Origin of the sequence: Lentzea terrae, assembly GCF_003265345.1 — a bacterium.
Lineage (GTDB): Bacteria > Actinomycetota > Actinomycetes > Mycobacteriales > Pseudonocardiaceae > Lentzea > Lentzea terrae.
The window spans coordinates 220,653-247,648 of sequence record NZ_QFWW01000023.1; the positions used below are offsets into that span (position 1 = coordinate 220,653).

Here is a 26,996-nt window from a genome sequence, read left to right on the forward strand (position 1 = left end):
CTCTCGCCACTCCCCAGAAAGTGAATTTGATTCAGGTCTCGTGCGTGATCAGCGGTGGATCTATGCTCGCCCGATGGCACATGACGCGGATGTCATCGTCGTCGGCGCAGGCCTCGCAGGTCTCGTCGCGACCGCAGAGCTCGCGGACGCGGGTCGCAAGGTCATTCTGCTCGACCAGGAGCCGGAGGCGACGCTCGGCGGCCAGGCCTGGTGGTCGTTCGGCGGGTTGTTCCTGGTGGACACCCCGGAGCAGCGCCGGCTTCGGGTCAAGGACTCGCACGACCTGGCGCTGCAGGACTGGATGGGCTCGGCGCAGTTCGACCGGGAGAGCGACCACTGGCCCCGGCTGTGGGCCCAGGCGTACGTGGACTTCGCCTCGGGTGAGAAGCGCTCGTGGCTCTACAACATGGGCGTGCGCTGGTTCCCGTTCGTGCAGTGGGCCGAACGCGGCGGCTACCTCTCCAACGGCCACGGCAACTCCGTGCCGCGGTTCCACGTCACCTGGGGCACCGGGCCGGGCGTGGTCGCGCCGTTCGAGCGCCGGGTGCGAGAGGCCGTGGCCAAGGGCCTCGTCACGCTGAAGTTCCGCCACCGGGTCACCGGCATCAACGTCACCAACGGCGTGTGCGACGGCGTGTCCGGCGAGGTGCTGGAGCCGTCGTCGGTCGGCCGCGCCGAACCTTCCTCGCGCACGGTCGTCGGCGACTTCTCGCTGTCCGCGCAGGCCGTGATCGTGACGTCCGGTGGCATCGGCGGCAACCACGACCTGGTGCGGCGCAACTGGCCGGAGCGGATGGGCACGCCGCCCAAGTTCATGCTCTCCGGTGTGCCGGACTTCGTGGACGGGCACATGATGGAGATCGCGCAGAAGGCGGGCGCGTCGATCATCAACGCCGACCGCATGTGGCACTACCCCGAGGGCATCGCGAACTACGCGCCGGTGTGGGGCAAGCACGGCATCCGCATCCTGCCGGGCCCGTCGTCGCTGTGGCTCGACGCGGACGGCAAGCGGTTGCCGATCCCGCTGTTCCCCGGCTTCGACGCGCTGGGGTCGTTGCAGCACATCACGACGCACGGCCACGAGCACTCGTGGTTCGTGCTGAACAAGAAGATCATCGGCAAGGAGTTCGCGCTGTCGGGCTCCGAGCAGAACCCGGACCTTACGGGCAAGGACACGCGTGCGGTGCTGAAGCGCGCGCTGCCCGGTGCGGTGGCGCCGGTCGAGGCGTTCGCCCAGAAGTCCAAGGAGTTCATCCAGGCGGGCACCGTCGCGGAGCTGGCGCGCGGCATGAACGCGTTGACCGGGGACGACCGGATCGACGCCGCCGCGCTGGAGCAGATCATCGTCGAACGCGACCGGCAGGTGACTTCCGGGCTGGGCAAGGACATGCAGGTCAACGCGATCCGCGCGTCCCGGCACTTCCTGACGGACAAGCTGATCCGCGTCGTCGAGCCGCACCGGTTGCTCGACCCCAAGGCCGGTCCGCTGATCGCCGTGCGACTGTCGGTGATCACCCGGAAGACGTTGGGAGGCCTGCACACCGACCTGTCGTCGCGTGTCCTCGACGGGTCCGGCGAGGTGCTGCCGGGGCTCTACGCGGCCGGTGAGGCGGCGGGCTTCGGTGGCGGCGGCGTGCACGGATACCGTGCGCTGGAAGGAACTTTCCTCGGCGGCTGCCTGTTCTCCGGCCGCGTGGCCGGACGTTCCGCAGCCGAGGCCGTTTCCTAAGTTGCACAACCGAACTGAGACGAACCGTTCGCCGTTCCTTGCCGCGTACTGCTTCTTCGCGGAAGGAACGGCGAATGCTTTTACGAGGTGGAATCGCGACCGCTCTGCTCGTCCTGACGATGGCGGGCACGGCGGTCGCGGATCCGTCCGCCCAGGTGGTCGGCGGCACCCGAGCGTCCATCAAGGACAACCCGTTCGCGGTGTACCTGGCACCCACCGCCGACACGCGCGATCCCCGGTGCACCGGCGTGGTCGTCGCGCCGAACAAGATCCTCACCGCCGCGCACTGCGTCGACGAGGGCGTGACCGGGCCAAAACCGATTCCCTTGAACAAGCGCGTGGTCGTGGCCGGCCGGGAGAACGTCCACAGCACCGGCGAGGGCGTGGTCGCGAAGCTCACGAAGATCGCCATCAACCCGAAGTACGACGGCATCTCCTTCGACTCGGCGGTGCTCACGCTCGACCGTTCGTTGCACCAGAAGCCGATCAGGATGGCCGGTGCGGCCGACCGGCACCTGTACGCGCCCGGCAAGTCCGCCACCGTGATGGGCTGGGGCGACGTCAAGGAGGGCGGCGACACCAACGGCTACCTGATGAAGGCGCAGATCCCGATCCTCGAGGACGAGACATGCCGCGTCTTCTGGGGCGATGACGGCCAGGGCAACGACTTCTACGAGAACCGGTCGATGATGTGCGCCGCGGTGATGAAGGGCGGCATCGACGCGTGCAACGGTGACTCCGGCGGCCCGTTCGTCGCGGGCGGCAAGTTGATCGGTCTCGTGTCGAAGGGCGAGGGCTGCGCGCGGCCGAACCACCCGGCGATCTACGCGCGTGTCGACGCCATCAACACGTGGGTCGCCAAAGAGATTTTGCTCTGATCTCGCGTGGTGGACGCGGGTTGACGGTCCACCGGCTTGCGGCTGTGCTGAAGGCATGACGCAGATCGGTGTTCTGGTCGGCAACCCGCGGCCCGCCTCGCGCACGTTGCAGGCGGCGCTGGCCCTGCGCGAGGCCCTCGCCTCAACGCTCGGTGTGCCCGTCGAGGGACCGGTGGTGGAGGCGGCAGAGCTGGCACCTGCCGTGTTCACGGAGCCGGACACGATCAAAGCGGCGTTGGAGACGTTGGGCCAGGCAGACGTGCTGGTGGTCGCGACACCGACGTACAAGGCCGCGTACACCGGACTGTTGAAGGCCGTGCTGGACCAGGCGCCGCCGGGGTGGTTGCGGGGCAAGGTCGTCGTGCCGCTGCAGATCGCCGCGTCCGACAAGCACGCGCTGGCCGTCGAGGTCCATCTACGGCCGGTACTCGCCGAGTTGGGTGCTCTGGTGCCGCAGGCGGTGTTCCTCAACGAGGCGTCGCTGCCCGCCGGCGTCACGGACTTCGACCTCGACGCGCTGAAGGTGCTGCGATGAAAGAACAACTGCGCAATGCGTTGAGGCACCACGCCCAGGCTGTCACGATCGTGACCGCCACCGGGTCCGACGGGCCGGTGGGGACGACGGTCTCGTCCTTCACCTCGGTGTCGTTCGAGCCGCCTCTCGTCGTCGTGTGGATCGGCGAGGGTGCTTCGGTGTGGCCGGTGCTGCGTACTGCACCGCTGTTCGCCGTGCACCTGCTGGACGCTGCGCAAACGGGGCTCGCGGATCTGTTCGCCACCAAGGGTGTTGACCGGTTCGGCTCCGAAACGCGGTGGCAGGCCGATGATGACGGTGTGCCGTGGCTGCTGGACGCACCGGTGCGGCTCAGGTGCCGGACTGCGCGCCGGATCGCGGTGGGCGACCACATCGCGTTGGTCGGTGAACCTCTGGACATCACGCATTCCGATATCGCCGCGCCCCTGGTGCGGCACCAGGGGCGGTACACCTCAGTCGCCTAACGTGCGCAGGATCGTCCTGGCCAGCACGTCGTTCTGCCGGAACGCCGGCGCGTTCGTGTTCGGCCGCGCGAACGCCGCGTACGCCTTCCCCGTCGTGTACGGCCCGACCGCGAACCGCACCGGATCCTCCTCGCCGCGCTCGTTGATCAGCCGGCCTTCCGGGGACACCCGCACCAGCCCGGTGTCGTCCTCGGAGACGTCCCCGACCACGCGCAACGACTGCAGCACCGGGTCAGCCGTGCGGGACAGCGAGTGCGTCGGCAGCCGCGCCTCGACCAAGCCGTTGGCGCGCACCACGTCCGGCGTTGTCGGGCTGCCCGCCAGGAACGCGCCGTCCACCGCCTCCACCCACATGTCGGCGCCGACGAACCGCACGACTCCCGCGCGCGACAACGCCAGCAGCTCCTCCAGCCGGTCCGGTGGCGGCCCCGAGGCCAGGTAGCTGAAGTAACCGTGCCACCAGCCGTCGAACGGCATCAGCTGCGGCAGCTGGCCGTACACCGACAGCAGGGCCAGGAACGCGCCCAGATCCGCGCTGTGCCGTGGATCGGAGCGGCGGGTCACGTCCGCCTCGATGTACGCGCGCAGGTAGTCCTGGAACTCCTCGCCGGACGCGAAGGTCAGGCCGGTCAGCGGACGGTCCAGGCGTTCGAAGTCGATGCGGTCGTCCGGATCGGGCACGGCGAGCAGTTCCAGCTCCCGCATCTCGGCGCTGTACCAGGGAAACGCGGCGTACGACGTCGCGAACTCGACGAACGGCATCCGCACCAGGCCGGGATGACCGGTGAAGAGCTCGTGGTAGTAGCCCCACGCGATCTCCTTGGCCATCAACGGCCAGACGTCCGCGCGGAAGTCCAAAGCGCGACCGCGCAAGTCGTCCGCGACGAAGAAGTGCGGGAGTACCGGGCGGGTTCCCTGCAACCGGTAGCCGGTCTTCGAGTGGTACGGCACGCCCCGCCGCGAGCCCACGAACAGTCGCGGTTCCAAACCTGAAGGCACGTAACGCAGAACGCCGTCAATTCGCTCGTACGTGCCGCCGCGCCCTTCGGTCAGCAGCACCATCAGGTCGATGAACGCGAGACCGAACCCGCGCAGCACCACGTCACCCGTCACCTCGGACAGGTCGGCATCGGCCGAGTACAGCGGCGGCACGTGGACGAGGCCGTGCTCCGCCGCGTGCTCGGCCAGCTTGCGGTGTTCTGGCTCGGGTTCGGCGTCGAGGTGACCGAGCGCCAGCACCAGCACATCGGCCCGCAGCGGCTCCCCGCTGTCCAGCCACACCCAGTTGCCGACGACCTTCAAGGCGCGAGCCTCATGCACGGACACCGAGATGTTCGGAGGCAGAGATTCTCTTACGTGGTGGAAGAACCAGGACAGGTACTTGCTCTGCACCTGCCGCGACGGGAACGACGTCGGGTCGACGTCACCCCACTCCGCCAGCGACGGACCAGGACGAACCGGACCAACCCCGTCGAACGACGAGTCGGTGAAGACCGTCACGTCCTCAGCCATGGAGTTCATGCGCAGCAACGGGGACTGCGCGTGCCGCCACACCCGGCCGGCGCCAGGCGGGTGAGGGTCGATGACGTGCACCGTCAAGGGCGAGGTGGGCGACTGGGCGGCAATGCGTTCGAGCAGGCCGGCGGCACGAGGGCCGCCGCCGATGACGACGAGTGAGCGCATGCGCGTCTTTCCGTTGGAGGGCAACGAGAAACGAGCCGCGCCCCTCAACGCGAACAACCCCACAGTACCCCGCGTGTGCAAGGAAATCCCGCTCTGTGGACGTCGTTGCAGGCTGAGCGGGCTCGGTGCTGCACTCGCAGGGCGTCTCCCTCAACGCGCAAACCTCACTACCAGCTCGGGGGAATCAAGCCATGCCAGTTGAGTTTCTCGGAATCGCCGCCACCAACAACGGGTCGGAGACGACACCGCGCTCAGGTGCCGCGTTCGACAAGGACTACACGATCAGGCTCGCTCGGGCGCACGAGGAGCACGGATGGGACCGCGTGCTGTTCGCGTACGGTTCGGGCGCGCCGGAGCCCGCGTCAGCCGCCGCCTACCTGGCGACGAAGCTCGACAAGCTGCAGATCCTGCTGGCGCACCGGCCGAACGTCTCGTACCCGACGTTCGCGGCCAAGACGTTCGCGACGCTGGACCAGATCAGCGACGGCCGGCTGACCGTGCACTTCATCACCGGCGGCACCGACCACGAGCAGCAGCGCGAGGGCGACTACCTCAGCAAGGACCAGCGCTACAGCCGCACGCGCGAATACATCCAGATCGTCAAGAAGGCCTGGATCAGCAGGTCCGCCTTCGACCACGACGGTGAGCACTACAAGTTCGCGGACTTCGTGAGCGACGTTTTCCCGGTGCAGCAACCACGTCCGAACGTGTCGTTCGGCGGCTCCTCCCCCGCCGCGTACGCCGCAGGAGGTGCGGAAGCGGACATCTTCTGCCTGTGGGGCGAGCCGTTGGCCGAGACGGCCGAGCAGATCGAGTCGGTGCGGCAGGCGGCCAGGGACGCGGGGCGCATGGATGTGCCGCGGATCCAGGTGGCATTCCGGCCGATCATCGCGCCGACCGAGGAACTGGCCTGGGAGAAGGCCTACCGGACGGTGGACCGGATCGAGGCGCGGAAAGCGAACGGCCCGTTGAGCCGGCGGCATTCCCTGACGAATCCGGAGAACACCGGCTCGCAACGACTTCTGGCCGTCGCGGAACGCGGCGAACGATTTGACCGTGCATTGTGGACACCGACCGCGAAGGCCACCGGCGGCGCGGGCAACTCGAACGCGTTGGTCGGCACTCCGGAGACCGTCGCGCAGGCGTTGCTGGACTACTACGACCTCGGCGTGGACATCCTGTCGGCGCGGGGCTACGACCTGCTGGACGACGCCATCGACTTCGGCCGATACGTGATCCCGCTGGTGCGCGAGGAAGTCGCGAAGCGGGACCGGGCCAAGGCCGCATGACCACCCTCGAAGTGCGCCGCGTCCGGCAGTCGGATCCGGACGCGGCGCCGTTGGTCGCTGAACTGACGTACGAGTACACGACCCGCTATGGGCCCGTGGGCGCCCAAGAGATGCAACGGCCTGCGGACGTCTTCAAGCCGCCGCACGGGCAGTTCCTGCTGCTCCTGGAGGCCGGCGAGGCGCGCCGGGTCGTCGAAGAACTGGAGAAGGAGGCACGGGCGTTCGGATACCGCCGCATCTACCTCACCACGAGACCACGGCAGACAGAGGCGAAAGCGCTCTATCTGGCGACCGGCTACACACCGTTGTTCGACGTTGCCGCGGACCCACTGACAATAGGTCCACTCGCCTTCGACAAGATGATTCACTAGTTCAAACGAGTGAATTCACGGGCGAGCGCACGATTCACGACCGGGAATCCGGGTTCGGTTGGACAGGCCAAGCGTGATCAGTAAGCTTGTTCGTTGGACCCACACCCGGTGGTGGTACCGCGCGGGGCTGTCACCCGTTCGACCGAACCTGGCGGAAGTGGGTTGCAGAGGCGTATCGATTGGCGTCCGACGATCGATCAACGGATCACACCGGTCCCCACGAATGGCCACCTGAGCTGAATGAACATGGTCGACAGCCGAGAGCCCGCCGTGCACTGGGCGGCGGCGATCTCCCCCACCCTCCTCGCGAACCTCACGCGCGAGAAGCTCGAGGAACTGCTCGACGGCTTCGTCGAGCAGTTGCTCGGCGGTGGTGTGGACGCGGCGCGGCAGGTCGGCCGGTCGATGGTCCGCAACGACTTCATCTCCTCGGCCACGCTGGAGCAGACACTCACGCACCTCGGTGAGCACACCCCGGTCACGCCGGCCCAGCTGGCCGCGCTCGCCGCCGGGTACGCCGAGGGACTGCGCGACCGCACGCTCGACCAGCAGGAGATCACGCGGACGGCCGCGATCAACACCATGCGCCGGGCCGAGAGCGCGATCAGGGCGAGCGAGACGAAGTTCCGGGCGATCTTCCAGAGCTCGGCGTTCGGGATCGTCGTGAGCAGCCTCACCGGCGACATCATCGACGTCAACGACGCGTTGCTCGCGATGCTCGACTACAAGCGCGACGACCTGCGCACGATGAGCGGCCGCGACCTGGTGCACCCGGACGACAGGGCGGCGCTGCGGGAGATGGCCCAGCAGCTGATCGCGTCCGGCCTCGACCACGTCAGGGTCGAGAAGCGGATGATCCGCAGCGACGGCGAGACCATCCAGACGCACATGGCGATCTCGCTGGTGCGCGAGGAGGACGACGCGCCGCCGTACTTCGTCACGATGATCGAGAACATGAACGAGATGCGCGCACTGCAGACGCAGCTCGTCCGCCAGAGCCTCAACGACATGCAGACCGGCCTGCCGAACCGCGCGCAGTTCCTCGGCTGGCTGGAGGGCGCGGTCGGCACCAAGGGCCCGGAGACGCTGGCGTTGGTGCAGGTCGACATCGACGGGTTCCGCGGCGTGAACGACGCGTTCGGGCACGACGCGGGCAACCGGGTGCTGATGCAGGTAGCGACGCACCTGAAGGCGGTGTTCTCCGAGGACGTCGGCAAGGTCGCGCGCATCGGCGAGGACGAGTTCGGCGTGCTGATCAAGGAGCCGCGCGACGTGCGGGGCGTGATCGCGCTGGTCGAGGAGTTCACCGCGCGGCTGGAGGAGCCGATCTGGATCGGCTCGCACGGCGTCGGGGTGACGACTTCGGTCGGCATCGTGGCGCGGGCGGCTCGTGGTGGCGACGCGGTGGACCTGCTGCGGTCGGCGGACGTCACGGTCGGCTGGGCCAAGCGCGACGGCAAGGCGCAGTGGGCGTTGTACGACCGCGAGCGCGACCTGCGCGACAAGGAGAGGTACGCGCTCGCCGCGTCGATCCCCGGTGCGCTGGAGGAGGGGCAGTTCCGCGTCGACTACCTGCCCGTCTACTCCCTGGTCGACGGTTCGGTGCTGGCGCTCGAAGCGAAGATCGTCTGGCACCATCCGGAGCGCGGGGTGTTGTGCCCCAACGTGTTCATCGACCAGTCCGCCGACAACGGCATGATCGTCCGGCTCGTGCACTGGGCGCTTTCGGAGGCCTGCGCGCAGGCTGCTTCGTGGTACTCGGTTCTGGGTTCTTCGTCGCCGGTGCTCTCGATCGACCTGCCGCCCCGGTTGTGCCAGGAACCCGAACTCGTCGCCGAAGTGGCGCGGGTGCTGGACCGGACGGGGTTGCCGGCCTCGCAGTTGCGGTTCGAGCTGCACGAGCACCTGCCGGCGTTGCTGAACGACGACCAGATGGACGAGCTGACCATCCTGGCCGAGCGCGGCATCGGCCTCGTGCTGGACCAGATGAACGGCGGCAACGTCGGCATCGACCGCCTGCGCCTGCTTCCGCTGAGCGGCGTGAAGTTCACCGGCGCCGTCGTGCACGGCCTGGACGCCGGCGCGAACCGGGTGGATGAGAGCGCGTCGGTGGCGTTGCTGCAGTGGGCGTCGATCCTGCGGATGCCGCTCTACGCCGAGGACGTGCGAACCGCGACCGAGGCCTCGCGGTTGGCCGCGCTGGGCGTGACGGGCGGACAGGGCGCGCACTTCGGTCCGCCGCTGTCGGCCTCAACTGTTTCCTCGCTGCTTCTCAGCTAGTTCTTATCAGGGATTCTCAGGCTCTTCCCACAGGTTGCTCACATGATGACGGTCCATCGTGGAGTCATGACCGAGCAGAGCTTCCCCGCGATGAGCGGGTCACTGGTGGAACCGCAGCCCGCCGTTACCCCGGCGCCGAAGTTCTGGCGCCGCACGGCTCCGATGCTCACCGCGGCGGCACTCGTCGCCGGGTTGTTCGGAGGTGTCACGGGCGCGGTCATCGCGTCGCCGGACTCCCCGGCGTCGGCAACCTCGTCCGTGTCGGCGCAAACGGTCTCCAACACGTCCACTTTGGACTGGTCGTCCGTGGCCTCGAACGTCCTGCCCTCGGTGGTGCAGGTGAACGTCGGCAACGGCCTCGGCTCCGGCGTGATCCTGTCCGCGGACGGCAGGATCCTCACCAACAACCACGTCGTCGCCTCGTCCGGCGGCCAGGTCACCGTGACGCTGAACGACGGCCGCACCGTGCAGGCCAAGGTCGTCTCCACCGACCCGACCTCCGACCTCGCCGTGCTGCAGGCCTCCGGGATCTCCGGTCTGACGCCGATCAAGTGGGCTGACTCGACCTCCGTCAAGGTCGGCGACGCGGTGATGGCCATCGGTTCGCCGTCGGGCCTGCAGGGCACCGTGACCACCGGCATCGTCTCCGCCCTGGACCGCAAGGTGACCGTGCCCGGCGAGACCCGTCGCGCGCAACCCGTTACGTACCAGGCGATCCAGACCGACGCGTCGATCAACCCCGGCAACTCGGGCGGTGCGCTGGTGAACGCGGCCGGCGAGCTGATCGGGATCAACTCGGCGATCTACTCGCCGGCGTCGAGCAGCGGTGAGGCCGGGAGCGTGGGCATCGGGTTCGCGATCCCGTCGAACCAGGCCAAGCAGATCGTCGACCAGTTGGGCTAACTGATCACGTCGAACGTGCACTTGGCCCCTGGAGCGGAGGCCAAGCGCACGTCGCACGTGATGAGCGTGGCGCGTAGTTGTTCGGCGAGCGCGACATAGGCAGCGTCGTACGGAGTGATGTTGTCCCGCAGCTCCCACAAGCGGGGCAACAACGGCGCCAACGCCATTCGCCGCACCGGCAGGCCGGCCAGGTGCTGCAGCGCTGCCGGCACCGCAGCCGCGAGAGCAGGGTTACCACGCGCCATCGTCCGCAGCGCCGAGACCACCTCCACGTCGAGGTGAGCAGGAGCGAACAGAGCGTGCCCAGCAGACATGCGGACCACGGTCTGCTGTCGCCGAGGATCGTCAGCTGAGTAGAACGCGGCCAGAACGGACGCGTCCACCACCGCAAGGCTCATGAAGCGTCCCGCACCTCGCGCACAGCGGCTGTCGCGTCCTCCAACGTGACCCCTGTTCCACTCGGCGGCTGGTAGGTCGCCAAGTAGTCGCCGATGCTCAGCACCTGGGCCACCTCGGTCAGTCGTTCCACCACGAACGCGTTCAGCGACTGACGGCTCGCTGCGGCACCATCGGCCAGCGCCGCGTAGACCTCATCCGGCACATCTCTCAGGTTCATCCGCTTCATGGTGCCATTGTGGCACCAATCGCCACGATCGGGGGATCGAGCACGGGTCAACCGGAGGCTTGTGCGGGTGCGCGCTTCAGGTCTAGACCGGGATGATGCCCAGTCGACGACAGTTCATGACCGCGGCGGCGATGAGCCCCGCGGTCGCGGCCGTTACCCCGACCAGTGCAACCCAGGCGGCACCCGCAGGTTGGCCGACCGGCCCAGGCCGCCGCACCACCCAGCAGCAACCCGACCGCGACCTCCGGCGCATCCTCGGCGAGATCGACCAGCGCCGGATCGAGGCCACCGTGCGCAAGCTGGTGTCGTTCGGCACCCGCCACACGTTGTCCAGCCAGACCGACCCGGTGCGCGGCATCGGGGCCGCGCGCGACTGGATCTTCCGCGAGCTGCGTTCGTATCCCGGCCAGCTCGCCGTGGAGCTGCAGTCGTTCGTGCAGCCGCCGTCGCCGCGGATACCCGTGGCGACGACCATCACCAACGTCCTGGCGACCCTGCACGGCTCGAAGGACCCGTCCCGGATCTACGTGGTGTCCGGGCACTACGACTCGCGGGCGAGTGACCCGTTGGACGCCGTCAGCGACGCACCGGGCGCCGACGACGACGCGTCCGGGGTGGCGGCGGTCATGGAGATCGCGCGCGTCCTCGCGACGCGGGACGTCGACGCGACGATCATCTTCGCCGCGGTGGCCGGCGAGGAGCAGGGCCTGTACGGCGCGGCGCACCTGGCGTCGAAGCTCACCGGCGTGCAGGGGATGTTCACCAACGACATCGTCGGCACCGCCCCGGCCGACGCGTCGCACGTCGTGCGGCTGTTCGCGGAAGGCGTGCCCACCTCCGAAACGCCGGAACAGGCGGCGGTCCGGCGTTCGGTCGGTGGGGAGAACGACTCGCCGTCGCGGCAGTTGGCCCGATTCGTCACGGACCTCGCGGGCACCGGGATGACCGTCGAGGTGATCTACCGGCGCGACCGGTACCTGCGCGGCGGCGACCACATCCCGTTCCTGGAACGGGGTTTCCCGGCCGCGCGGTTCACCGAGCCGCACGAGGACTACGCGCACCAGCACCAGAACGTGCGGGTGGAGAACGGTGTGCAGTACGGCGATCTGCCCGAGTTCTGCGACTTCGGGTACATGACGCGGGTGGCGCGCGTGAACGCCGCCGCGCTGTGGTCGCTCGCCACCGCGCCCGGGACGCCGCGCAACGTCCGGATCAGGACCAACCGGCTCACGAACGAGACCGACCTGGTGTGGGACGTCGACCCGGCGGCCGGCGGGTACGAGGTGGTGTGGCGGCCCACCGAGGCGGCGGACTGGACGCACCGGATTCCGGTCGGTGCGGTCGGGGCGCACACCGTGGACCTGTCGAAGGACAACGTGTTCTTCGGGGTGCGGGCGGTCGGGGTGAACGGGAGGCGCAGCCCGGTGGCGTTCCCGGTGCCGGCTCCCTAGCAGGTCCAGAGCGCGGAGATCGGCAGGCAGGTCATGCCGTTGCCGAAGCTGAACGACTCGCGGCCGGTGTACAGCACGAACCCCGCGTGGAAACGGTCGCCGAGTTTGCGTTGAAGCAGGCGCAGGCCGCGGAAGTCCTCTGCTCGCACGGTTTCCGCGGCCTTCACCTCAACGCCGATCACGCGGCCGGTGTTGTCCTCCAGCACGGCGTCGACCTCGTACTGATCGCGGTCGCGGTAGTGGTGCAGCGACGCGAAAGTCTCAGACCAGGTCAGTTGACGCGCCAGTTCGCCCAGCACGAAGTTCTCCAGCAACGCGCCATCGCGAGCACCCAGATGCGCGGCAATCCCGGAGTCGACGAAAAACACCTTCGGCGTCGCCACTGCACGCGTCGTAGCGTTGGCCGACCAGGCTGGCACAGTACGCACGAGGTAGACCGTCTCAAGGATCTCCACGTACTTCCGCACCGTTGGTGCCGTCAGTTCCAGATCACCGGACAACCGGTTGTAGCTGACCAGACCAGTGGTCTGCGCTGCCAGCAACGACACGAGCGAACGCATGTCACTCGCCCGCTCGATGTCGGCCACCTGCTTCACGTCACGAGCGATCAGGTCGGCGAGATACCCGTCGAAGAACCTGGCCCGACGACGCGGGCTGTCCCTGCGCAACGCTTCGGGATAACCGCCTCTGGCCGCACGAGCCAGATAGTCCTTCTTCCGCAACTCGCTCGGCTCAGCTCGCAGCTCTGCACCTTCCGCGAATGCCGCGTCCACGAAGCCGTCCGGTGCGTCGTCGATCTCTCCTTGGGAAAACGGCCACAGCTCGACTGTTTCCGAACGTCCTGGCAATGCGTCCGGCAGACTGCGCAGCCCCAGGAGGCGAGCCGAACCCGTGAGCAGGAACTGACCTGGTCGCTGGTCGCGATCGACCACATACTTGATCTCCAGCCACAGGTCCGGCACCCGTTGAACCTCATCGATCAGCATCAAACCGTCATGCCGGACGAACGCGGACGGGTCCGCCGCAGCTGCCGCTCGAGTCTGGCCTTCGTCGAGAAAACGGCCCACACCGCCATGCTCGCGGAGCACCTTTTCAGCCAGGGTGCTCTTGCCAACCTGGCGGGCCCCGTTCAGAACGATGACGCGGGTGTCCGACATCGCCTCGGTCACCCGCTCCGCCGCACGTCGCGGCAGGTAGTCGACACCTTCTCGCACTACCTCATCGTACCGCTTGGTTTAGATCTGCCGAACCGTAGTCTTTATATCTGCCGAGCTTCAGTCTTTCGATCTGCCGAATATCACCCTTTAGGTTTGCCGAAGATCAGGACAGCCAGTCCGGGCGCAACGGCATGTGCGACTTCGTGCCGTCGAGCTTCACCCCGAGCACCTGGTGCAGCTGGATGTTGTTGCGGTCGAACCCGAGCCGCGACGCCGCCAGGTACAGCCGCCACACCCGAGCCCGAGCCTCCCCGACCTCCTTGACGGCTTCTTCCCAGTGCGCATCCAGGTTGCGACTCCACGCCGCGAGAGTCAGCGCGTAGTGCTCCCGGATGTTCTCCTCGTGTCGCACCTCGAACCCGGTGTCGTGCATCTGCGACACGATGTGACCGGGCCCGACCAGCTCACCGTCCGGGAACACGTACCGGTCGATGAACGGCCCGGACAACGCTCGCTGCTTGTTGTCCGGCCGGGTGATGCAGTGGTTGAGCAAACGGCCGCCGGGCTTCAGCTTCCCGTACAACGACGAGAAGTAGCCCGGCAGCTTGGCCTTGCCGATGTGCTCGGTGAGCCCGATCGACGACACCGCGTCGAACCCGGTCTCCCGCACGTCGCGGTAGTCGAGGTGCCTGACCTCGGCCAGATCGGCCAAACCAGCCGAGACGATCGCCTTCTGCGCCCACTCGGCCTGGTTGCGGGACAGGGTCACGCCGATCGCCCGCACGCCGTACTCGCGAGCCGCGTGCATGACCATGCCGCCCCAGCCGCAACCGACGTCCAGCAGTTTCATGCCGGACTTCAACCCCAGCTTGCGCGCGACCAGGTCGTGCTTCTCGAACTGGGCTTCCTCCAAAGTAGATCCGAGAGACGGGTACACCGCGCAGGTGTAGGCCATCGACGGCCCGAGGATCCACTCGTAGAACTGGTTCGACACGTCGTAGTGGTGTGCGATGGCGGCCTGGTCGCGGGCCTTGGAGTGCCGCAGGCCGCGCAGGCGGGTCTCCTGCGGTGGCGGCGAAACCTTGTGCGACAGGCGAATCCTGCCCAGGAAGCGCAGCAGCTCCACGCGTTGCAGCCACGGGAGCTCGCGCAGGGAGAACTCGGAGAGCTGGGAGAGGCCGGCGTGCACGTCGCCGAGGATCTCCAGGTGGCCGGTCACGTAGGCGCGGGCCAGACCGAGCTCACCTGGAGCGGAAGCCAGGTAGGACAAGGCTTCCGGTGTTTTGATGTCGATGGACACCGGCGCGGCTGAAGGGCCGGCGGTACTGCCGTCGTAGGCCTGGAAGCGAACGTCGCTGCCACCCGTGATGCGCTGGAAAATGGAGGCCAACCGCATTCATCGTCCCCTGACACACTTGGCGTACAGATCAGGCAAGCGGTTCGTCTGGTCGTACCGGGACTTCACGGACCGGTAGTGCGAACCGTTGTAGTGCCGCCAGAACTCGTCCTCGGTGTAGTAGGAGTCCGAGTACAGCGACTTGTGGCCGCCCAGCCGCGCCACCTCGCGCTCGATCAGCCGGTTGCGGTCACCCATCCGTTCTCCCGGCCGCACCGGGACCTCCGACCAGAACCCGACGTTCACGTACAACGTGTCCGCGTCCATCGGGTACAGCGGCCAGCCCGTGGTGTCGCGCAGGCGAACCGGGCACAGCCACACCGGCGAGATGCCGATCTCGCGGTCGAAGAAGTTGAGGAAGTCCGGCAAAGCCCCCACCGGAATTTCCACGTCCTGGATCACCGGTTCCACGCCCACCCGCGGCCGCAACTGGCGGTGCTTCGCCACCATCTTGCGGTACACGTCCGAACGCAGGTAGCGCTTCGGCCACAGCCGCCGCACCACCGGGTTCTGCGCACCGAACGCGCGGGAGCACCAGAACCAGTCGGTGTCCCAGCGCCACAGGTAGTCGTGGATGGTCAGATGGTCCGTGCGGCGCTTCTGGATGGACCGGTAGTAGATGTCGTTTCCGGTGTAGTCGGACGTGTACGGCGCGATGTCGACGTAGTGCCCCAGCGTCAGGTACATCTCGCCGCGGGAGAACACCGTGCCGTCGACGAAGTCCGCCGAACCGTCCGAACAGACCTCCTCGATGACGGCGGCGCACTCGGCGAAAGAGCCGAACGGCACGTGCCGCAGCCGCACGTACTGCCGCACCGGTTCGAGCTCGATCTCCAACCGCAGCGCGTAACCCAGCGTCCCGTAGGAGTTGGGGAACGCGCGGAAGAGGTCGTCGTCCGGCTTGGCGACGACCACCTCGCCGTCGCCGGTGAGGATCTCCAGCTCCCGCACCGACTCGTGCGGGAGTCCGTTGCGGAAGGACGTGGACTCGATGCCCAGTCCCGCCACCGCGCCGCCGATCGTGATGGTCTTGAGCTGCGGCACGACCAGCGGCATCAGGCCGTGGCGCAGCGTCGCGGCGACGAGGTTCTCGTAGGTGGTCATGCCTTGCACCTGTGCGGTGCGTCCGACCGGGTCCACCGCCAGCACCCGGTCGAACCTGCCGACGTCCAACCCGCCCGACTGCTCGGCGCGGAACCGGAAGAGGTTCGACGTCTTCTTCGCGAGCCGCACTGGCGCACCTTCGCGCATCGCGGCGTACTGCGCGGTCAACGCAGCAACGGCCGTGCTGTGCCCATGGTCACTCACCAGAACGACGTTATTCCTCGTCAGCGCCGTTGGCACGCCCAAAAGCCCGAATGGGCCAGCGATCTTTCGTCGCACCCTGCCGAAAGTTACTACCGAGTAGTAGCGTGCGAGGCATGGCTACGCACGAGGTGACCAACCAGGTGCCGCCGCTGAGCGGGCACGACGTCGCGGCCGACCCGGCCCTGCTCACCTGGGTCGACAACGACGACCTGCACGACCTCGGACGCCTCGCGGGCAGGGCTGACCTGCAGGAACTCGGCCGGCTCGCGAACACGTACCCGCCGGTGCTGCACACGCACGACCGGTACGGGAACCGGATCGACGAGGTCGAGTTCCACCCGGCCTGGCACGACCTGATGCAGATCGCCGTCACCAGCGGCCTGCACGCGTACGTCGACGGCGCACACCTCGAGCGGGCCGCGAGGTTCTACGTGTGGTCGCAGGTCGAGGCCGGCCACGGTTGCCCGATTTCGATGACTTACGCCGCCGTGCCCGCTTTGCGCGTCGAGCCCGAACTGGCCGACGTGTACGAACCGCTGCTCACCTCGCGGCAGTACGACTTCGGGCTCGAAGCGCCGCTCACCAAGCGCGGCCTGATCGCCGGCATGTCCATGACCGAGAAGCAGGGCGGCTCGGACGTCCGTGCGAACACGACAGTCGCGAAGCCGGTCCAAGACGGATACCTCCTCACCGGGCACAAGTGGTTCACCTCGGCACCGATGTCCGATGTGTTCCTCACGCTGGCGCAGGCGCCCGGCGGACTGACGTGCTTCCTGGTGCCGCGGGTGCTGCCGGACGGCACGCGCAACCGGTTCTTCCTCCAGCGGTTGAAGGACAAGCTGGGCAACAAGTCCAACGCGTCCGCCGAGATCGAGTACGACGAGGCGTTCGCCTGGCGCGTCGGCGAGGAAGGCCGCGGCGTGCGGACGATCATCGAGATGGTCAACACGACCCGCCTCGACTGCGTGCTGGGAACCGCCGCCGGGATGCGCGCCGGACTCCGGCAGGCCGCGCACCACGCGGCGCACCGCAAGGCGTTCGGGAAGTACCTGATCGACCAGCCGGCCATGCGCAACGTGCTGGCGGACTTGGCGGTGGAGTCCGAGGCGGCCACGACGACGGCGATGTGGCTCGCACAGCACCGGCCGCGGCTCGGGCTCGCGATCACCAAGTACTGGGTGTGCAAGCGCGGGCCGGTGCACGCGGCCGAGGCGCTGGAGTGTCTGGGCGGCAACGGTTACATCGAGGACAGCGGGATGCCGCGACTGTTCCGCGAGTCGCCGCTGATGTCGATCTGGGAGGGCTCTGGCAACGTCGCTGCACTGGACGTCCTGCGCGCGATGAAGAAGGAACCCGACTCGGTGCAGGAGTTCCTGGCGACCGTCAGCGGCGTGGACCCGCGCATCGACAAGGCGTTGAACGAGCTCGGCGTGGCGCTGTCCGATGTGGACGAGTCGCAGGCACGCCGGGTCGTCGAGAAGATGGCGTTGATCCTGCAGGGTGCCCTGCTGGTCAGGCACGGACACCCTGCGGTCGCGGATGCGTTCCTGGCCTCACGGCTCGGCGGGGACTGGGGAGTCGCCTTCGGGACGCTCCCCAAGTCCACCGATTTCAGCGCGATCATCGACCGGGCGATACCGAAGATTTAGACGGGGCAACCGTTCGGCGCCGGGGAACGCTCCGGTCCGTACATTTCGCCGATCATGAACACGCACACCGGTTGCTGCTCGAAGTCGTGGATGTCCGCGATCTCCAGGATCATGAAGTTCCGGTGCTCTCCCACCCGGGACGCGCTGAAGTTCGTGCGTCCGGTGGCACCGTATGAGTTCAGCTCGCGGAACTCCGCGCCGACGGCGGCACGGTGCGGTTCCCGGCCCGGCTGGGTGCCGGGCCGCGTCTGGGCCTTCCGCACGGCGTCGAGGAAGAGCCCGGTGGCGTCGTAGGCCACGCCCAGGTGTTCGCCGGGCCACGGCTTGGCAGGCCTGTCCTTCTCCGGCAGCTCGGGGTTGCCCTGGATCTGCTCCGCCAGCGTGTTGTAGCCGCGGCAGAACACGTCCAGCGGCTGTCCGCCGGGCACCTTCGCCTGGTCCGGTTCGCCCTCCACGCAGGACTTCCCGGCGAGCACGATCAACCCGGCCATGCTCACGTACGACAGGCGCATGCCGGCCAGTGCCGCCTGCTCGCGGCTGTCCTTCTGCGCGACGAACCGGATGATGGCGTCGTCGGCGACGACGCGGGGCATCCGGGCCCGGTCGGGGCAACCCCTGCCGATCGCCCGCAGGAACTCGGCGAAGTTCTCCTCCCTGCCCGCGAAGAACACCATCTCGCCGGAACGGTCCTCCGTGCACTGCGACGGGAACTCCTGCGGGCTGTTGACCCACTCCGCGTCCGTGGGCGCGATCCCGTGCTTTGCCAGTTCCGAACCCAACTGGGTGACCAGGTTCGAGGTGTAGATGTCGCTCCCGGACTGCGGCGGGTGGTAGATGGTCACCTTCGTCGTGCCGAGGTACTGGGCGTACTTGCGGACCAGTTCGGCCTGCCGGACGTTGCCGGGGATCAGCTGGAAGTACGTCGCCGAACTGTCCGGCAGCGAGGACTCGGTGAGCGTGGTGCCGATCGTCGGCACGCCCAGCCCGCCCAGTTCGGAGATGACGGTCTTGGTGTCCGCCACGCTGCGGTCGAGCCCGATCACGCCGATGATGCTCGGGTCCCGTGTCAGCAACGGCGTCAGCATCTCCCCGAGCACCCGGTGGGCGTGCTTCATCTTCGTGCCGCCGTTCGCGATCACGATGCGCAGCAACGGTTCCGAGGGCAACTTGATGTTCTGCTGGCGCTGTTTGAGGAGCATGCCCTCCAGTTCCTCGGCACGGGAGTGGTCGGCGTCGGGGTTGGAGCCCTGGTTGGTGAGGCTGGAGAAGTAGACCAGCGTGACGAGCGGGCGTTTGGCGTCGTCCGCGTGCAGCTTCTCCGCCTCCTCGTTCTGCTGGAACACCTGCTGCTGCGTCCACTTCAACCGGGGGTTCGAGCCGAAGATCTGACTGGCGTTGTCGCTGTAACCGACGCACTCCTCGTCGATCAGCCTCGTCGACACGCCGGACGACACCGCGGCGCCGACCAGCGAGCAGTTCGCCTTGACGTTGTCGCGCACCGCCGTGAACGCCGGCACCAGCAGCAGGAGCACCAGCACCGCAATGATCGCTTCCAGCCTCCGTGACTTCGCGAGCCACCGGACCGGCGGCGCCTTGAACGACAGCGCGCCCCTCGGCGGCTTCTCCGCGGTCTCGCGCGGGAGGGCGATCACGAGGTAGCGGGCGTCGTCGGCGAGCAACTGTCGCTTGCGCGGCAGTTCCTCACGCCACGTCGCCAGCGCCTCCTCCGCCTCGTGTGGCGCCACCGGAACGACGGTGCCGCCCTTCGACAGCTCGCGCGACAACCTGTCCTCGTCGTCGCTGGCGGCGATCACCAGCAACGGGTCGAGTTCGCCGGTGTCGTTGCGCACCTTGTTGATCAGCTTGAGGAGTTCCCAGCCACCGTTGTCCCTGGTCACGCCGTCGAGCAGGACCGGGACGTACGCGGTGCGCCGCCAGCCCGCCCTGCGCAGCCGGAACCTGCCCGACTTCCGCCGGTAGGCGATCCTCAGGTCCTCCAGGAACGCGTGCACGAGCAGGAGGTGGATCTGCTCGGTGTTCTCCGACTCGTGCCTGCCCAGCGTGAGCCGCTCGGCGAACCCGAGGAAGTCGATGGAGTGGTTGGGCAGCGCGTAGTTCTGCCCGCGCATGAACCACTTCGACTCGCGCGCGAGTCCTGGCACGCGCTTGCCGAGCCAGCTGATGCCGATCTTGGCTCCGAACTGGGTGACGAGCCCCAGCACCAGCCGGGACAGGAAGCCCGGGCTGAGCGTCTGGACCGTCTGGTTGACGTGCTCGGCGGTCCGGTTGACCTGCTCGCCGTCCTCGCTCACCCGGCCGGTCCACGAGCGCAGCAACTCGACTGCCGCCGCACGGTCGTCCCTGCCGGGCAGGTCCGGCAGCGGCGTGCGGGTCAGCCAGTCGACGAGCCGGTAGTGGTCGAATCTGGTCAGCCGTTCGGATCCGACGTGGACTCTGGCCAGCTGAACGCGGAGCTGGTCGAGCAACGGCAGCAGCGGCCCCGGTTCCCTCGTGTGCTCACTTCCGTCCGCCTCCGGAGGCACCGTGGCGGCCACGTCGACATAGGCGTGCGGAATTTTGGGAGAACCGGCGTCGAGCCGCGCCTCCAAGGCGCGCAGGAACGGCGTCGGGCTGCCTGCGCTCTCCAGGTAGAGCAGCGGAAGCGGCTGGTCACCGACCACTTCTTCGGTGTTGCTGCGGTAGAAGAAACCCGGTCGTGCGCAGAGCTCATGAATGACTTTGAAGAGCTCGCGCAGTCCGGTGAAGTCCGGTTCGGTCCGGCCACCAGTCATCTGCACCCTCACACTCGCGCGGATGGCAGAAGACGGTAGCCGGATTTACCGTTACGAACCCGTGATTCAGGGTACTTTTACGCAGATCGGGTTATGCGCACGATTTCTGTACGCAGTGGAATCAGAGGCCCAGTTCGCGGGAGATCAGCATCTTCTGCACCTCGGACGTGCCCTCGCCGATCTCCAGGATCTTGGCGTCCCGGTAGAACCGGCCGACCGGGTACTCGTTCATGAACCCGTACCCGCCGAAGATCTGCGTGGCGTCACGGGCGTTGTCCATCGCCGCCTCGGACGACACGAGCTTCGCGATGGCCGCCTGCTTCTTGAACGGCTCGCCGCGCAGCATCCGGGACGCGGCCTCGTAGTAGGCCAGCCGCGCGGTGTGCACGCGGGCCTCCATCTCGGCGATCTTGAACTGGATCGCCTGGTACGTGCCGATCTTCGCGCCGAACGTCTCACGCTCGTGCGCATACCGCACCGACTCGTCGACACAGCCCTGCGCCAGACCGACGGACAACGCGGCGATGGCGACGCGGCCCTCGTCCAGCGTCCGCAGGAACTGGGCGAAGCCGCGGCCGCGCTCACCCAGCAGGTTCGCGGCGGGCACCCGGCAGTCCTGGAACGACAGCTCGCGGGTGTCCGAGGCGCACCAGCCGACCTTGGAGTACTTCTTCGACACCGTGAAGCCCGGCGTGCCGGACGGGACGATGATCGACGAGATCTCCTTGCGGCCGTCCGGGAGCGTCCCCGTCACCGCCGCGACCGTCACCAGACCGGTGATGTCCGTGCCGGAGTTGGTGATGAACGCCTTGGTGCCGTTGATGACCCACTCGTCGCCGTCCAGCCGCGCGGTGGTCGCCAGCGCACCCGCGTCCGAACCGCTGCCCGGCTCGGTCAGGCCGAACGCGCCGAGCTTCTCGCCGGAGGTCAGCGAAGGCAGCCACTCAGCCTTCTGCTCGTCCGTGCCGAAGCGGTAGATCGGCATGGCGCCCAACGAGGTGGCCGCCTCCACGGTGATAGCGACGGACGAGTCGACGCGCGCGAGCTCCTCCAGCGTCAGGCACAGCGCGAAGTAGTCGCCGCCCATGCCGCCGTGCTCCTCGGGGAACGGCAGGCCGAGCAGGCCCATCGCGCCCATCTTCGCCACGATCGGGTACGGGAACTCGCAGCGCTCGTAGTAGTCGCCGATGACCGGGGCCACCTCGTCGCGAGCGAACTCCTCGACGGTCTTGCGCAGGTCCTCGTACTCGCTCGGGAGTCTGAAGTCCAACATCGGTGTCACTCCTCGTGAGAGACGACGAGAGCCAGCACCTGGTCGAGTGCGACCTGCTGGCCTGCTTGCACGTTCACTTCGGCGAGCACGCCGTCGACCGGTGCGGTCACGGTGTGCTCCATCTTCATGGCCTCGACCACGAACAACGCTTGACCGGCGGTCACCTCGTCGCCGGCAGAAGCCCGCACCACCAGCACGGTGCCGGGCATCGGCGACTTCACCGGACCGCCGGAGGCTGCGGCGCCACCGGAGGCGCCGACCAGGAACTCGGCCTCGATCAACGCCCAGGAGGCGCCGTCGTGGCCGAGCCACAGCACGTCGCCGTCCCGTGCGATCGCGTACCGGCGCGACCCGACGAACAGGTCCGCGCCTTCGCGACGAGCCCGCGCGCGGACCGGTTCGCCAGCGCCCACAACGACTTCATCGCCACGAACTCGCACGTCGACGTCGTTGATCCGCCACGTCGTCCACGCGTGCTCGCCGACCCGCCACCCGGACAGCTGGTCCCACGGGTCCTCCCAGGACCCGTTTCTGGGTGGCTCCAGCGACCGTTCCAGGCCCGCCGCCACGTAGACGTCGTCCGGAATCTCGGCCGACGTCAACGAGTCCAGCTTCCGTTCCACCAGACCGGTGTCCAGCGCGCCGGAACGAACGTCCGGATCGCGCAGCAACGCCCGCAGGAACGGGATGTTCGTCGTGACGCCGAGCAACACCATCTCGCCCAGCGCGTGATCCAGGCGCCGCAACGCTTCCTCGCGCGTGCGGCCGTGGGCGATCACCTTGGCGAGCATCGGGTCGTAGTCCGAACCGACGACAAGTCCCTCGTACAGCCCGGAATCCACCCGCACCGACGTGGGCTCGCGCAACGCCAGCACCCGGCCACCGGTCGGCAGGAAGCCGCGCGCCGGGTCCTCCGCGTAGACCCGCGCCTCGACCGAATGTCCCACCAGCTCGACGGAGAGGTCCAGCACCTCGCCGGCCGCCACGCGGAGCTGCCACTCGACCAGGTCGACGCCCGTGACCTGTTCGGTCACCGGGTGCTCGACCTGCAGCCGGGTGTTCATCTCCATGAAGAAGTAGTCGCCGGTCTGTCCGTCCACGATGAACTCGACCGTGCCGGCGCCGACGTAGCCGCAGGACTTGGCCGCGTCGACCGCAGCGGACCCCATCGCCTCGCGCACTTCAGGCGTGAGGAACGGCGACGGCGCCTCTTCGATGATCTTCTGGTGCCGCCGCTGCAGGCTGCACTCGCGTTCACCGAGGTGGATCACGTTGCCGTGCGAGTCGGCGAGCACCTGGATCTCGATGTGCCGCGGGTTCGTGATGAACCGCTCGATCAGCAACGTGTCGTCACCGAACGACCCGCGCGCCTCCCGCCGTGCCGACTCGATGGCCTCGCGCAGCGCGGACTCCTCGTGAACCAGCCGCATGCCCTTGCCGCCACCGCCCGCGGAAGGCTTGAGCAGCACCGGAAAACCGATCTCCAGGGCAGCGTCGACGATCTCGTCGTCCGACATGCCTTCGCGAGTGCGGCCCGGCACCACGGGAACACCGGCTGCCGACACGGTCAGCTTCGCACGGATCTTGTCGCCCATCGCGTCGATCGCCGACGCGGGCGGTCCGACGAACACGATGCCGGCCTCGGCGCAGGCCGCGGCGAACGCCGTGTTCTCGGCCAGGAAGCCGTAACCGGGGTGAATCGCCTGCGCCCCAGTGGAAACGGCGGCTTGAACGATCTTCTCGATGGACAGGTACGAATCACGAGCCGCGGCGGGCCCGATCCGCACGGCCTCGTCGGCCAGCCGGACGTGCAACGCATCGGCGTCCGCGTCGGAGTACACGGCGACGGAACGGATCCCGAGCGACCGCAACGCGCGGATCACCCTGACCGCGATCTCCCCGCGGTTCGCCACCAGAACGCTGTCGAACATGATCACATCCGGAAGACGCCGTAGGAAACATCGTCGATGGGCGCGTTGGCGGCGGCCGACAACGCGAGCCCGAGCACCATGCGGGTGTCCCGCGGGTCGATCACGCCGTCGTCCCACAGCCGCGCGGTCGAGTAGTACGGGTTGCCCTGGTCCTCGTACTGCTGGCGGATCGGCGCCTTGAACGCCTCCTCGTCCTCCGTGGACCAGGAGTCCCCGAGCTGGTCGCGGCGCACGGTCGCCAGCACCGACGCGGCCTGTTCGCCGCCCATCACGGAGATGCGCGCGTTGGGCCACATCCACAGGAAGCGCGGCGAGTACGCCCGGCCGCACATCGAGTAGTTGCCGGCGCCGAAGCTGCCGCCGATGATCATCGTGAACTTCGGCACCCGCGCACAGGCCACCGCGGTCACCATCTTGGCGCCGTGCTTGGCGATGCCGCCCGCCTCGTACTCGCGGCCGACCATGAACCCGGTGATGTTCTGCAGGAACACCAGCGGCACGGACCGCTTGTCGCACAGCTGGATGAAATGCGCGCCCTTCACCGCCGACTCGCCGAACAGGATGCCGTTGTTGGCGACGATCCCGACCGGATGGCCGTGAATGCGCGCGAAGCCCGTGACGAGCGTCGCGCCGTACTCCTTCTTGAACTCCTGGAACTTCGAGCCGTCCACGATCCGCGCGATCACCTCGCGCACGTCGTACGGCGTCCGGGAGTCCGTCGGCACCACGCCGTACAGGTCGGAATCGACGACAGGGGCCTCGACCGGCGCGACGTCCCACGGCCGCGGCACGCGCGGTCCCAGCGTCGAGATGATCGAACGGACCATCCGCAGCGCGTGCGCGTCGTTCTCCGCCAGATGGTCGGTGACGCCGGACGTGCGCGAGTGCAGGTCGCCGCCACCGAGGTCCTCAGCGCTGACGACCTCGCCCGTCGCGGCCTTCACCAGCGGCGGGCCGCCGAGGAAGATCGTGCCCTGGTTCCGCACGATGATCGCCTCGTCGCTCATCGCCGGCACGTACGCGCCGCCGGCGGTGCACGACCCGAGCACGGCGGCGATCTGCGGAATGCCGCGCGCCGACATCGTGGCCTGGTTGTAGAAGATCCGGCCGAAGTGCTCGCGGTCCGGGAAGACGTCGTCCTGCTTGGGCAGGAACGCGCCGCCGGAGTCGACCAGGTAGACGCACGGCAAGTTGTTCTGCAGCGCCACTTCCTGCGCGCGGAGGTGCTTCTTGACCGTGATCGGGTAGTAGGTGCCGCCCTTGACCGTGGCGTCGTTCGCGACGATCACGCACTCCCGGCCGGAGACCCGCCCGACGCCGGTGATGATGCCCGCGGCCGGTGCCTCGTCGCCGTACATGCCGTTCGCGGCCAGCGGCGACAGCTCCAGGAACGGCGAACCGGGGTCGACCAGCGTGTCCACCCGCTCGCGGGGCAGCAGCTTGCCGCGGTCGACGTGCCGCTGACGTGCCTTCTCGGGACCGCCGAGCGCGGCGGTGGCGAGCTTGCCGCGCAGCTCGTCGACGAGCGCGGTGTGCTCCTTGGCGTAGCGGTCCGACGGCTCGGCGGCGCTGCGCAGGGCGGGTGCGTCCATGCTCCCCAGACCTCAGGTTAGCGGGCGTTAACAAAGCCATGTTAACGCCCGCTCACCTAGCGGTCCACCGGAACCGCTCGAGAGTCACCAGAAGCCAGGTCAAGGCCTATTTCAGGCACTCTCACGTTCCGGAACAACCCTAACCGATGACCGACCGCAGAACGGGCAGGTAGCCGCTCTGATGACCGGCGCGGTTCGGGTGGTACGACTCCTCGACCGGCCAGCTGAGGCTGTTCAGCCACCAGCTCGACGAGCAGATCTCGTGCCCGGTGAACGCCCCGCGCACGTCGACGTAGCCGAACCCGGCCGCACCGGCCCGCGCACTGATGACGTTGTGCAGCGCGTCGGAACCGGAGTTGATCGCGGCCCGCTTGGTGTCGCTCAGCCCGACGTTGCACGTGCCCGGCACCTTGTAGAGGCGCGGGTAGCCGAGCACGACCACACGTGCCGACGGGGACTTCGACTTGATCGTTCCGTAGACGTTGTTGAGCAGTCCGGGCAGCGTGTTCGCGATGTAGGTCTTCGACTGGTTCACCCGGTTGACGCAGTCCTGGTCCGAACCGAACGTGCACGTCGTGATCACGTCGGTGAAGCCCGCGTCGTTGCCGCCGACCTGCACGGTGACCAGGTTCGTGCTGCTCGCGAGGGTCGCTGACTGGTTGATGACGTCACCCGTTTTCGCGCCCGAGCAGGCGACGGACTTGAAACTCGCGGGCGCTGTCGCCGCCGCCCACAGGGCCGGATAGGCGAGCGGGCCGCGCTTGCAGCTGCCGCTGACACCGTCGTACGAGCCCGTACCCAGGCCGGATGCGTACGAGTCGCCCAGCGCGACGTAGTTGACGGCGGCAGCGCTCGCGGGATTGGCGAGCGCGATGACGGCCGCGGCGGCGGTGACCACCGAGGCGATGAAATGAGCAGGGCGCATCGAAGACTCCCGAAGGGGTCGCAGGGGTGTGATGCATTGCACGCCAATGGTTACCCACGAGTAAGACCCGTGTGAAGTATTCGTCAACAGTCAACATTCAGGGGCTTGCACCAGTCGAAATTCCACCCATCGGACGACTAGGTAAACGGCTGCTAACCTCCCGGTGTGGCCGAGAAACCCTCACGTCGGGACCAGATCCTCACTGCCGCGGCCGAGCTCTTCGCGCGGCACGGCTTCCACGGCGTGGGCATCGACGACATCGGTGCGGCCGTCGGCATCTCCGGCCCGGCGCTCTACCGGCACTTCCGCAGCAAGGACGCGATGCTCGGCGAGATGCTGACGTCGATCTCCGAACGCCTGCTGGACGGCGGCCAGGCGCGCGTGGACGCGGCGACGACCGCGGAGGAAGCGCTGCGGGCGTTGGTCGGCTGGCACGTCGACTTCGCGCTGGACGACCCGGCGCTCATCACCGTGCAGATGCGGAACCTCGCGAACCTCACCGACCCGGACCGCCGACGGGTGCGCGCGTTGCAGCGCCGCTACGTCGAGGTGTGGGTCGAGACGATCAGGCGCACGGTGCCGGACTTCGACGAACCGACCGCGCGGGCGGCGGCGCACGCGGTGTTCGGGTTGATCAACTCGACCCCGCACAGCGCGCACCTCGACCGCGACCAGATGGCGGCGTTGCTGTCGCGCATGGCGCTCGCTTCGCTCACGCCGGTCGTTGTGACCTCGTAAATTGGCGATCAGCCGAGACCTTTCCGT

22 protein-coding genes are annotated in these 26,996 nt (G+C 68.0%); 11 read left to right on the top strand and 11 right to left on the bottom strand.

The annotated features are described in order from the left end of the window. Nucleotides 1-73: 73 nt before the first annotated feature. From DI276_RS28690 to DI276_RS28705, 4 genes are all read left to right on the top strand, one after another. Complete coding sequence (locus DI276_RS28690) at nt 74-1,729, top strand: FAD-binding dehydrogenase (RefSeq protein ID WP_112268954.1); 1,656 nt, start codon at nt 74-76, stop codon at nt 1,727-1,729. A 74-nt stretch (nt 1,730-1,803) separates the two neighbouring features. Continuing rightward, nucleotides 1,804-2,607: a S1 family peptidase gene (locus tag DI276_RS28695; RefSeq protein ID WP_112268956.1), complete on the top strand. Its 804-nt coding sequence runs from the start codon at nt 1,804-1,806 to the stop codon at nt 2,605-2,607. A 55-nt stretch (nt 2,608-2,662) separates the two neighbouring features. Beyond that, nucleotides 2,663-3,142, top strand: a complete 480-nt coding sequence (locus tag DI276_RS28700) for an NADPH-dependent FMN reductase (RefSeq protein WP_112268958.1) — start codon at nt 2,663-2,665, stop codon at nt 3,140-3,142. Continuing rightward, a complete protein-coding gene (locus tag DI276_RS28705; RefSeq protein ID WP_112268960.1) occupies nt 3,139-3,606 on the top strand; it encodes a flavin reductase family protein in 468 nt (155 codons plus the stop codon). Before DI276_RS28700 ends, DI276_RS28705 begins: the two co-directional genes overlap by 4 nt. Here DI276_RS28705 and DI276_RS28710 read toward each other — a convergent pair. Then, nucleotides 3,595-5,289, bottom strand: a complete 1,695-nt coding sequence (locus DI276_RS28710) for an FAD/NAD(P)-binding protein (protein ID WP_112268963.1) — start codon at nt 5,287-5,289, stop codon at nt 3,595-3,597. The two genes, DI276_RS28705 and DI276_RS28710, sit on opposite strands and share 12 nt — an antisense overlap. A 191-nt stretch (nt 5,290-5,480) precedes the next feature. Between DI276_RS28710 and DI276_RS28715 the strand changes: the two genes are divergently transcribed. The 4 genes from DI276_RS28715 (at nt 5,481) to DI276_RS28730 (ending at nt 10,132) form a co-directional block, all read left to right on the top strand. After that, nucleotides 5,481-6,578, top strand: coding sequence for an LLM class flavin-dependent oxidoreductase (locus tag DI276_RS28715; protein ID WP_112268965.1), 1,098 nt, complete (start codon nt 5,481-5,483; stop codon nt 6,576-6,578). Next, entirely contained in the window at nt 6,575-6,949 is a 375-nt protein-coding gene (locus tag DI276_RS28720; protein ID WP_112268967.1) for a GNAT family N-acetyltransferase, read from the top strand. The genes DI276_RS28715 and DI276_RS28720 overlap by 4 nt, the downstream gene beginning before the upstream one ends. Nucleotides 6,950-7,195: 246 nt before the next feature. Further along, nucleotides 7,196-9,229 carry a putative bifunctional diguanylate cyclase/phosphodiesterase gene (locus DI276_RS28725; RefSeq protein WP_198680968.1) on the top strand — a complete coding sequence of 678 codons (2,034 nt, stop codon included), beginning with the start codon at nt 7,196-7,198 and terminating at the stop codon, nt 9,227-9,229. Between the two features lie 66 nt (nt 9,230-9,295). Beyond that, on the top strand, nt 9,296-10,132 hold the full coding sequence (locus DI276_RS28730; RefSeq protein WP_112268971.1) for a S1C family serine protease: 837 nt from the start codon (nt 9,296-9,298) through the stop codon (nt 10,130-10,132). On the opposite strand, the gene DI276_RS28735 is transcribed toward DI276_RS28730, so the two are convergent. After that, on the bottom strand, nt 10,129-10,530 hold the full coding sequence (locus tag DI276_RS28735; RefSeq protein ID WP_112268973.1) for a type II toxin-antitoxin system VapC family toxin: 402 nt from the start codon (nt 10,528-10,530) through the stop codon (nt 10,129-10,131). The two genes, DI276_RS28730 and DI276_RS28735, sit on opposite strands and share 4 nt — an antisense overlap. Next, nucleotides 10,527-10,748: a hypothetical protein gene (locus DI276_RS28740; RefSeq protein ID WP_112268975.1), complete on the bottom strand. Its 222-nt coding sequence runs from the start codon at nt 10,746-10,748 to the stop codon at nt 10,527-10,529. The genes DI276_RS28735 and DI276_RS28740 overlap by 4 nt, the downstream gene beginning before the upstream one ends. A 125-nt stretch (nt 10,749-10,873) precedes the next feature. On the opposite strand from DI276_RS28740, the gene DI276_RS28745 reads away from it, so the two are divergent. Further along, the gene (locus DI276_RS28745) at nt 10,874-12,208 is read left to right on the top strand and encodes a M20/M25/M40 family metallo-hydrolase (RefSeq protein ID WP_232836984.1); all 1,335 of its coding nucleotides are present in this window, start codon (nt 10,874-10,876) and stop codon (nt 12,206-12,208) included. On the opposite strand, the gene DI276_RS28750 is transcribed toward DI276_RS28745, so the two are convergent. From DI276_RS28750 to DI276_RS28760, 3 genes are all read right to left on the bottom strand, one after another. Beyond that, a complete protein-coding gene (locus DI276_RS28750) occupies nt 12,205-13,422 on the bottom strand; it encodes an ATP-binding protein (RefSeq protein WP_232836985.1) in 1,218 nt (405 codons plus the stop codon). The two genes, DI276_RS28745 and DI276_RS28750, sit on opposite strands and share 4 nt — an antisense overlap. A 106-nt stretch (nt 13,423-13,528) precedes the next feature. Then, nucleotides 13,529-14,761 carry an SAM-dependent methyltransferase gene (locus DI276_RS28755; protein ID WP_112268977.1) on the bottom strand — a complete coding sequence of 411 codons (1,233 nt, stop codon included), beginning with the start codon at nt 14,759-14,761 and terminating at the stop codon, nt 13,529-13,531. Then, nucleotides 14,762-16,012 (bottom strand): FAD-binding oxidoreductase, encoded by a 1,251-nt coding sequence (locus tag DI276_RS28760; protein WP_112269311.1) that lies wholly within the window; start codon nt 16,010-16,012, stop codon nt 14,762-14,764. It lies immediately after the preceding gene. A 170-nt stretch (nt 16,013-16,182) separates the two neighbouring features. On the opposite strand from DI276_RS28760, the gene DI276_RS28765 reads away from it, so the two are divergent. Continuing rightward, nucleotides 16,183-17,718, top strand: a complete 1,536-nt coding sequence (locus DI276_RS28765; protein WP_112268979.1) for an acyl-CoA dehydrogenase family protein — start codon at nt 16,183-16,185, stop codon at nt 17,716-17,718. Here DI276_RS28765 and DI276_RS28770 read toward each other — a convergent pair. The 5 genes from DI276_RS28770 to DI276_RS28790 all read right to left on the bottom strand — a co-directional run bounded on the left by DI276_RS28770 (nt 17,715) and on the right by DI276_RS28790 (nt 26,231). After that, complete coding sequence (locus DI276_RS28770) at nt 17,715-20,510, bottom strand: type 1 periplasmic-binding domain-containing protein (protein WP_157985013.1); 2,796 nt, start codon at nt 20,508-20,510, stop codon at nt 17,715-17,717. The genes DI276_RS28765 and DI276_RS28770 overlap by 4 nt on opposite strands. Nucleotides 20,511-20,631: 121 nt before the next feature. Then, the gene (locus tag DI276_RS28775) at nt 20,632-21,783 is read right to left on the bottom strand and encodes an acyl-CoA dehydrogenase family protein (protein ID WP_112268983.1); all 1,152 of its coding nucleotides are present in this window, start codon (nt 21,781-21,783) and stop codon (nt 20,632-20,634) included. A gap of 5 nt (nt 21,784-21,788) precedes the next feature. Continuing rightward, the gene (locus tag DI276_RS28780) at nt 21,789-23,714 is read right to left on the bottom strand and encodes an acetyl/propionyl/methylcrotonyl-CoA carboxylase subunit alpha (protein WP_112269313.1); all 1,926 of its coding nucleotides are present in this window, start codon (nt 23,712-23,714) and stop codon (nt 21,789-21,791) included. Between the two features lie 2 nt (nt 23,715-23,716). Next, complete coding sequence (locus DI276_RS28785; RefSeq protein WP_112268985.1) at nt 23,717-25,306, bottom strand: carboxyl transferase domain-containing protein; 1,590 nt, start codon at nt 25,304-25,306, stop codon at nt 23,717-23,719. A gap of 139 nt (nt 25,307-25,445) precedes the next feature. Then, entirely contained in the window at nt 25,446-26,231 is a 786-nt protein-coding gene (locus DI276_RS28790) for an SGNH/GDSL hydrolase family protein (protein ID WP_112268987.1), read from the bottom strand. A 165-nt stretch (nt 26,232-26,396) separates the two neighbouring features. Here DI276_RS28790 and DI276_RS28795 point away from each other — a divergent pair, with 165 nt between their 5' ends. Beyond that, complete coding sequence (locus tag DI276_RS28795; protein ID WP_112268989.1) at nt 26,397-26,969, top strand: SACE_7040 family transcriptional regulator; 573 nt, start codon at nt 26,397-26,399, stop codon at nt 26,967-26,969. Nucleotides 26,970-26,996: the final 27 nt, after the last annotated feature.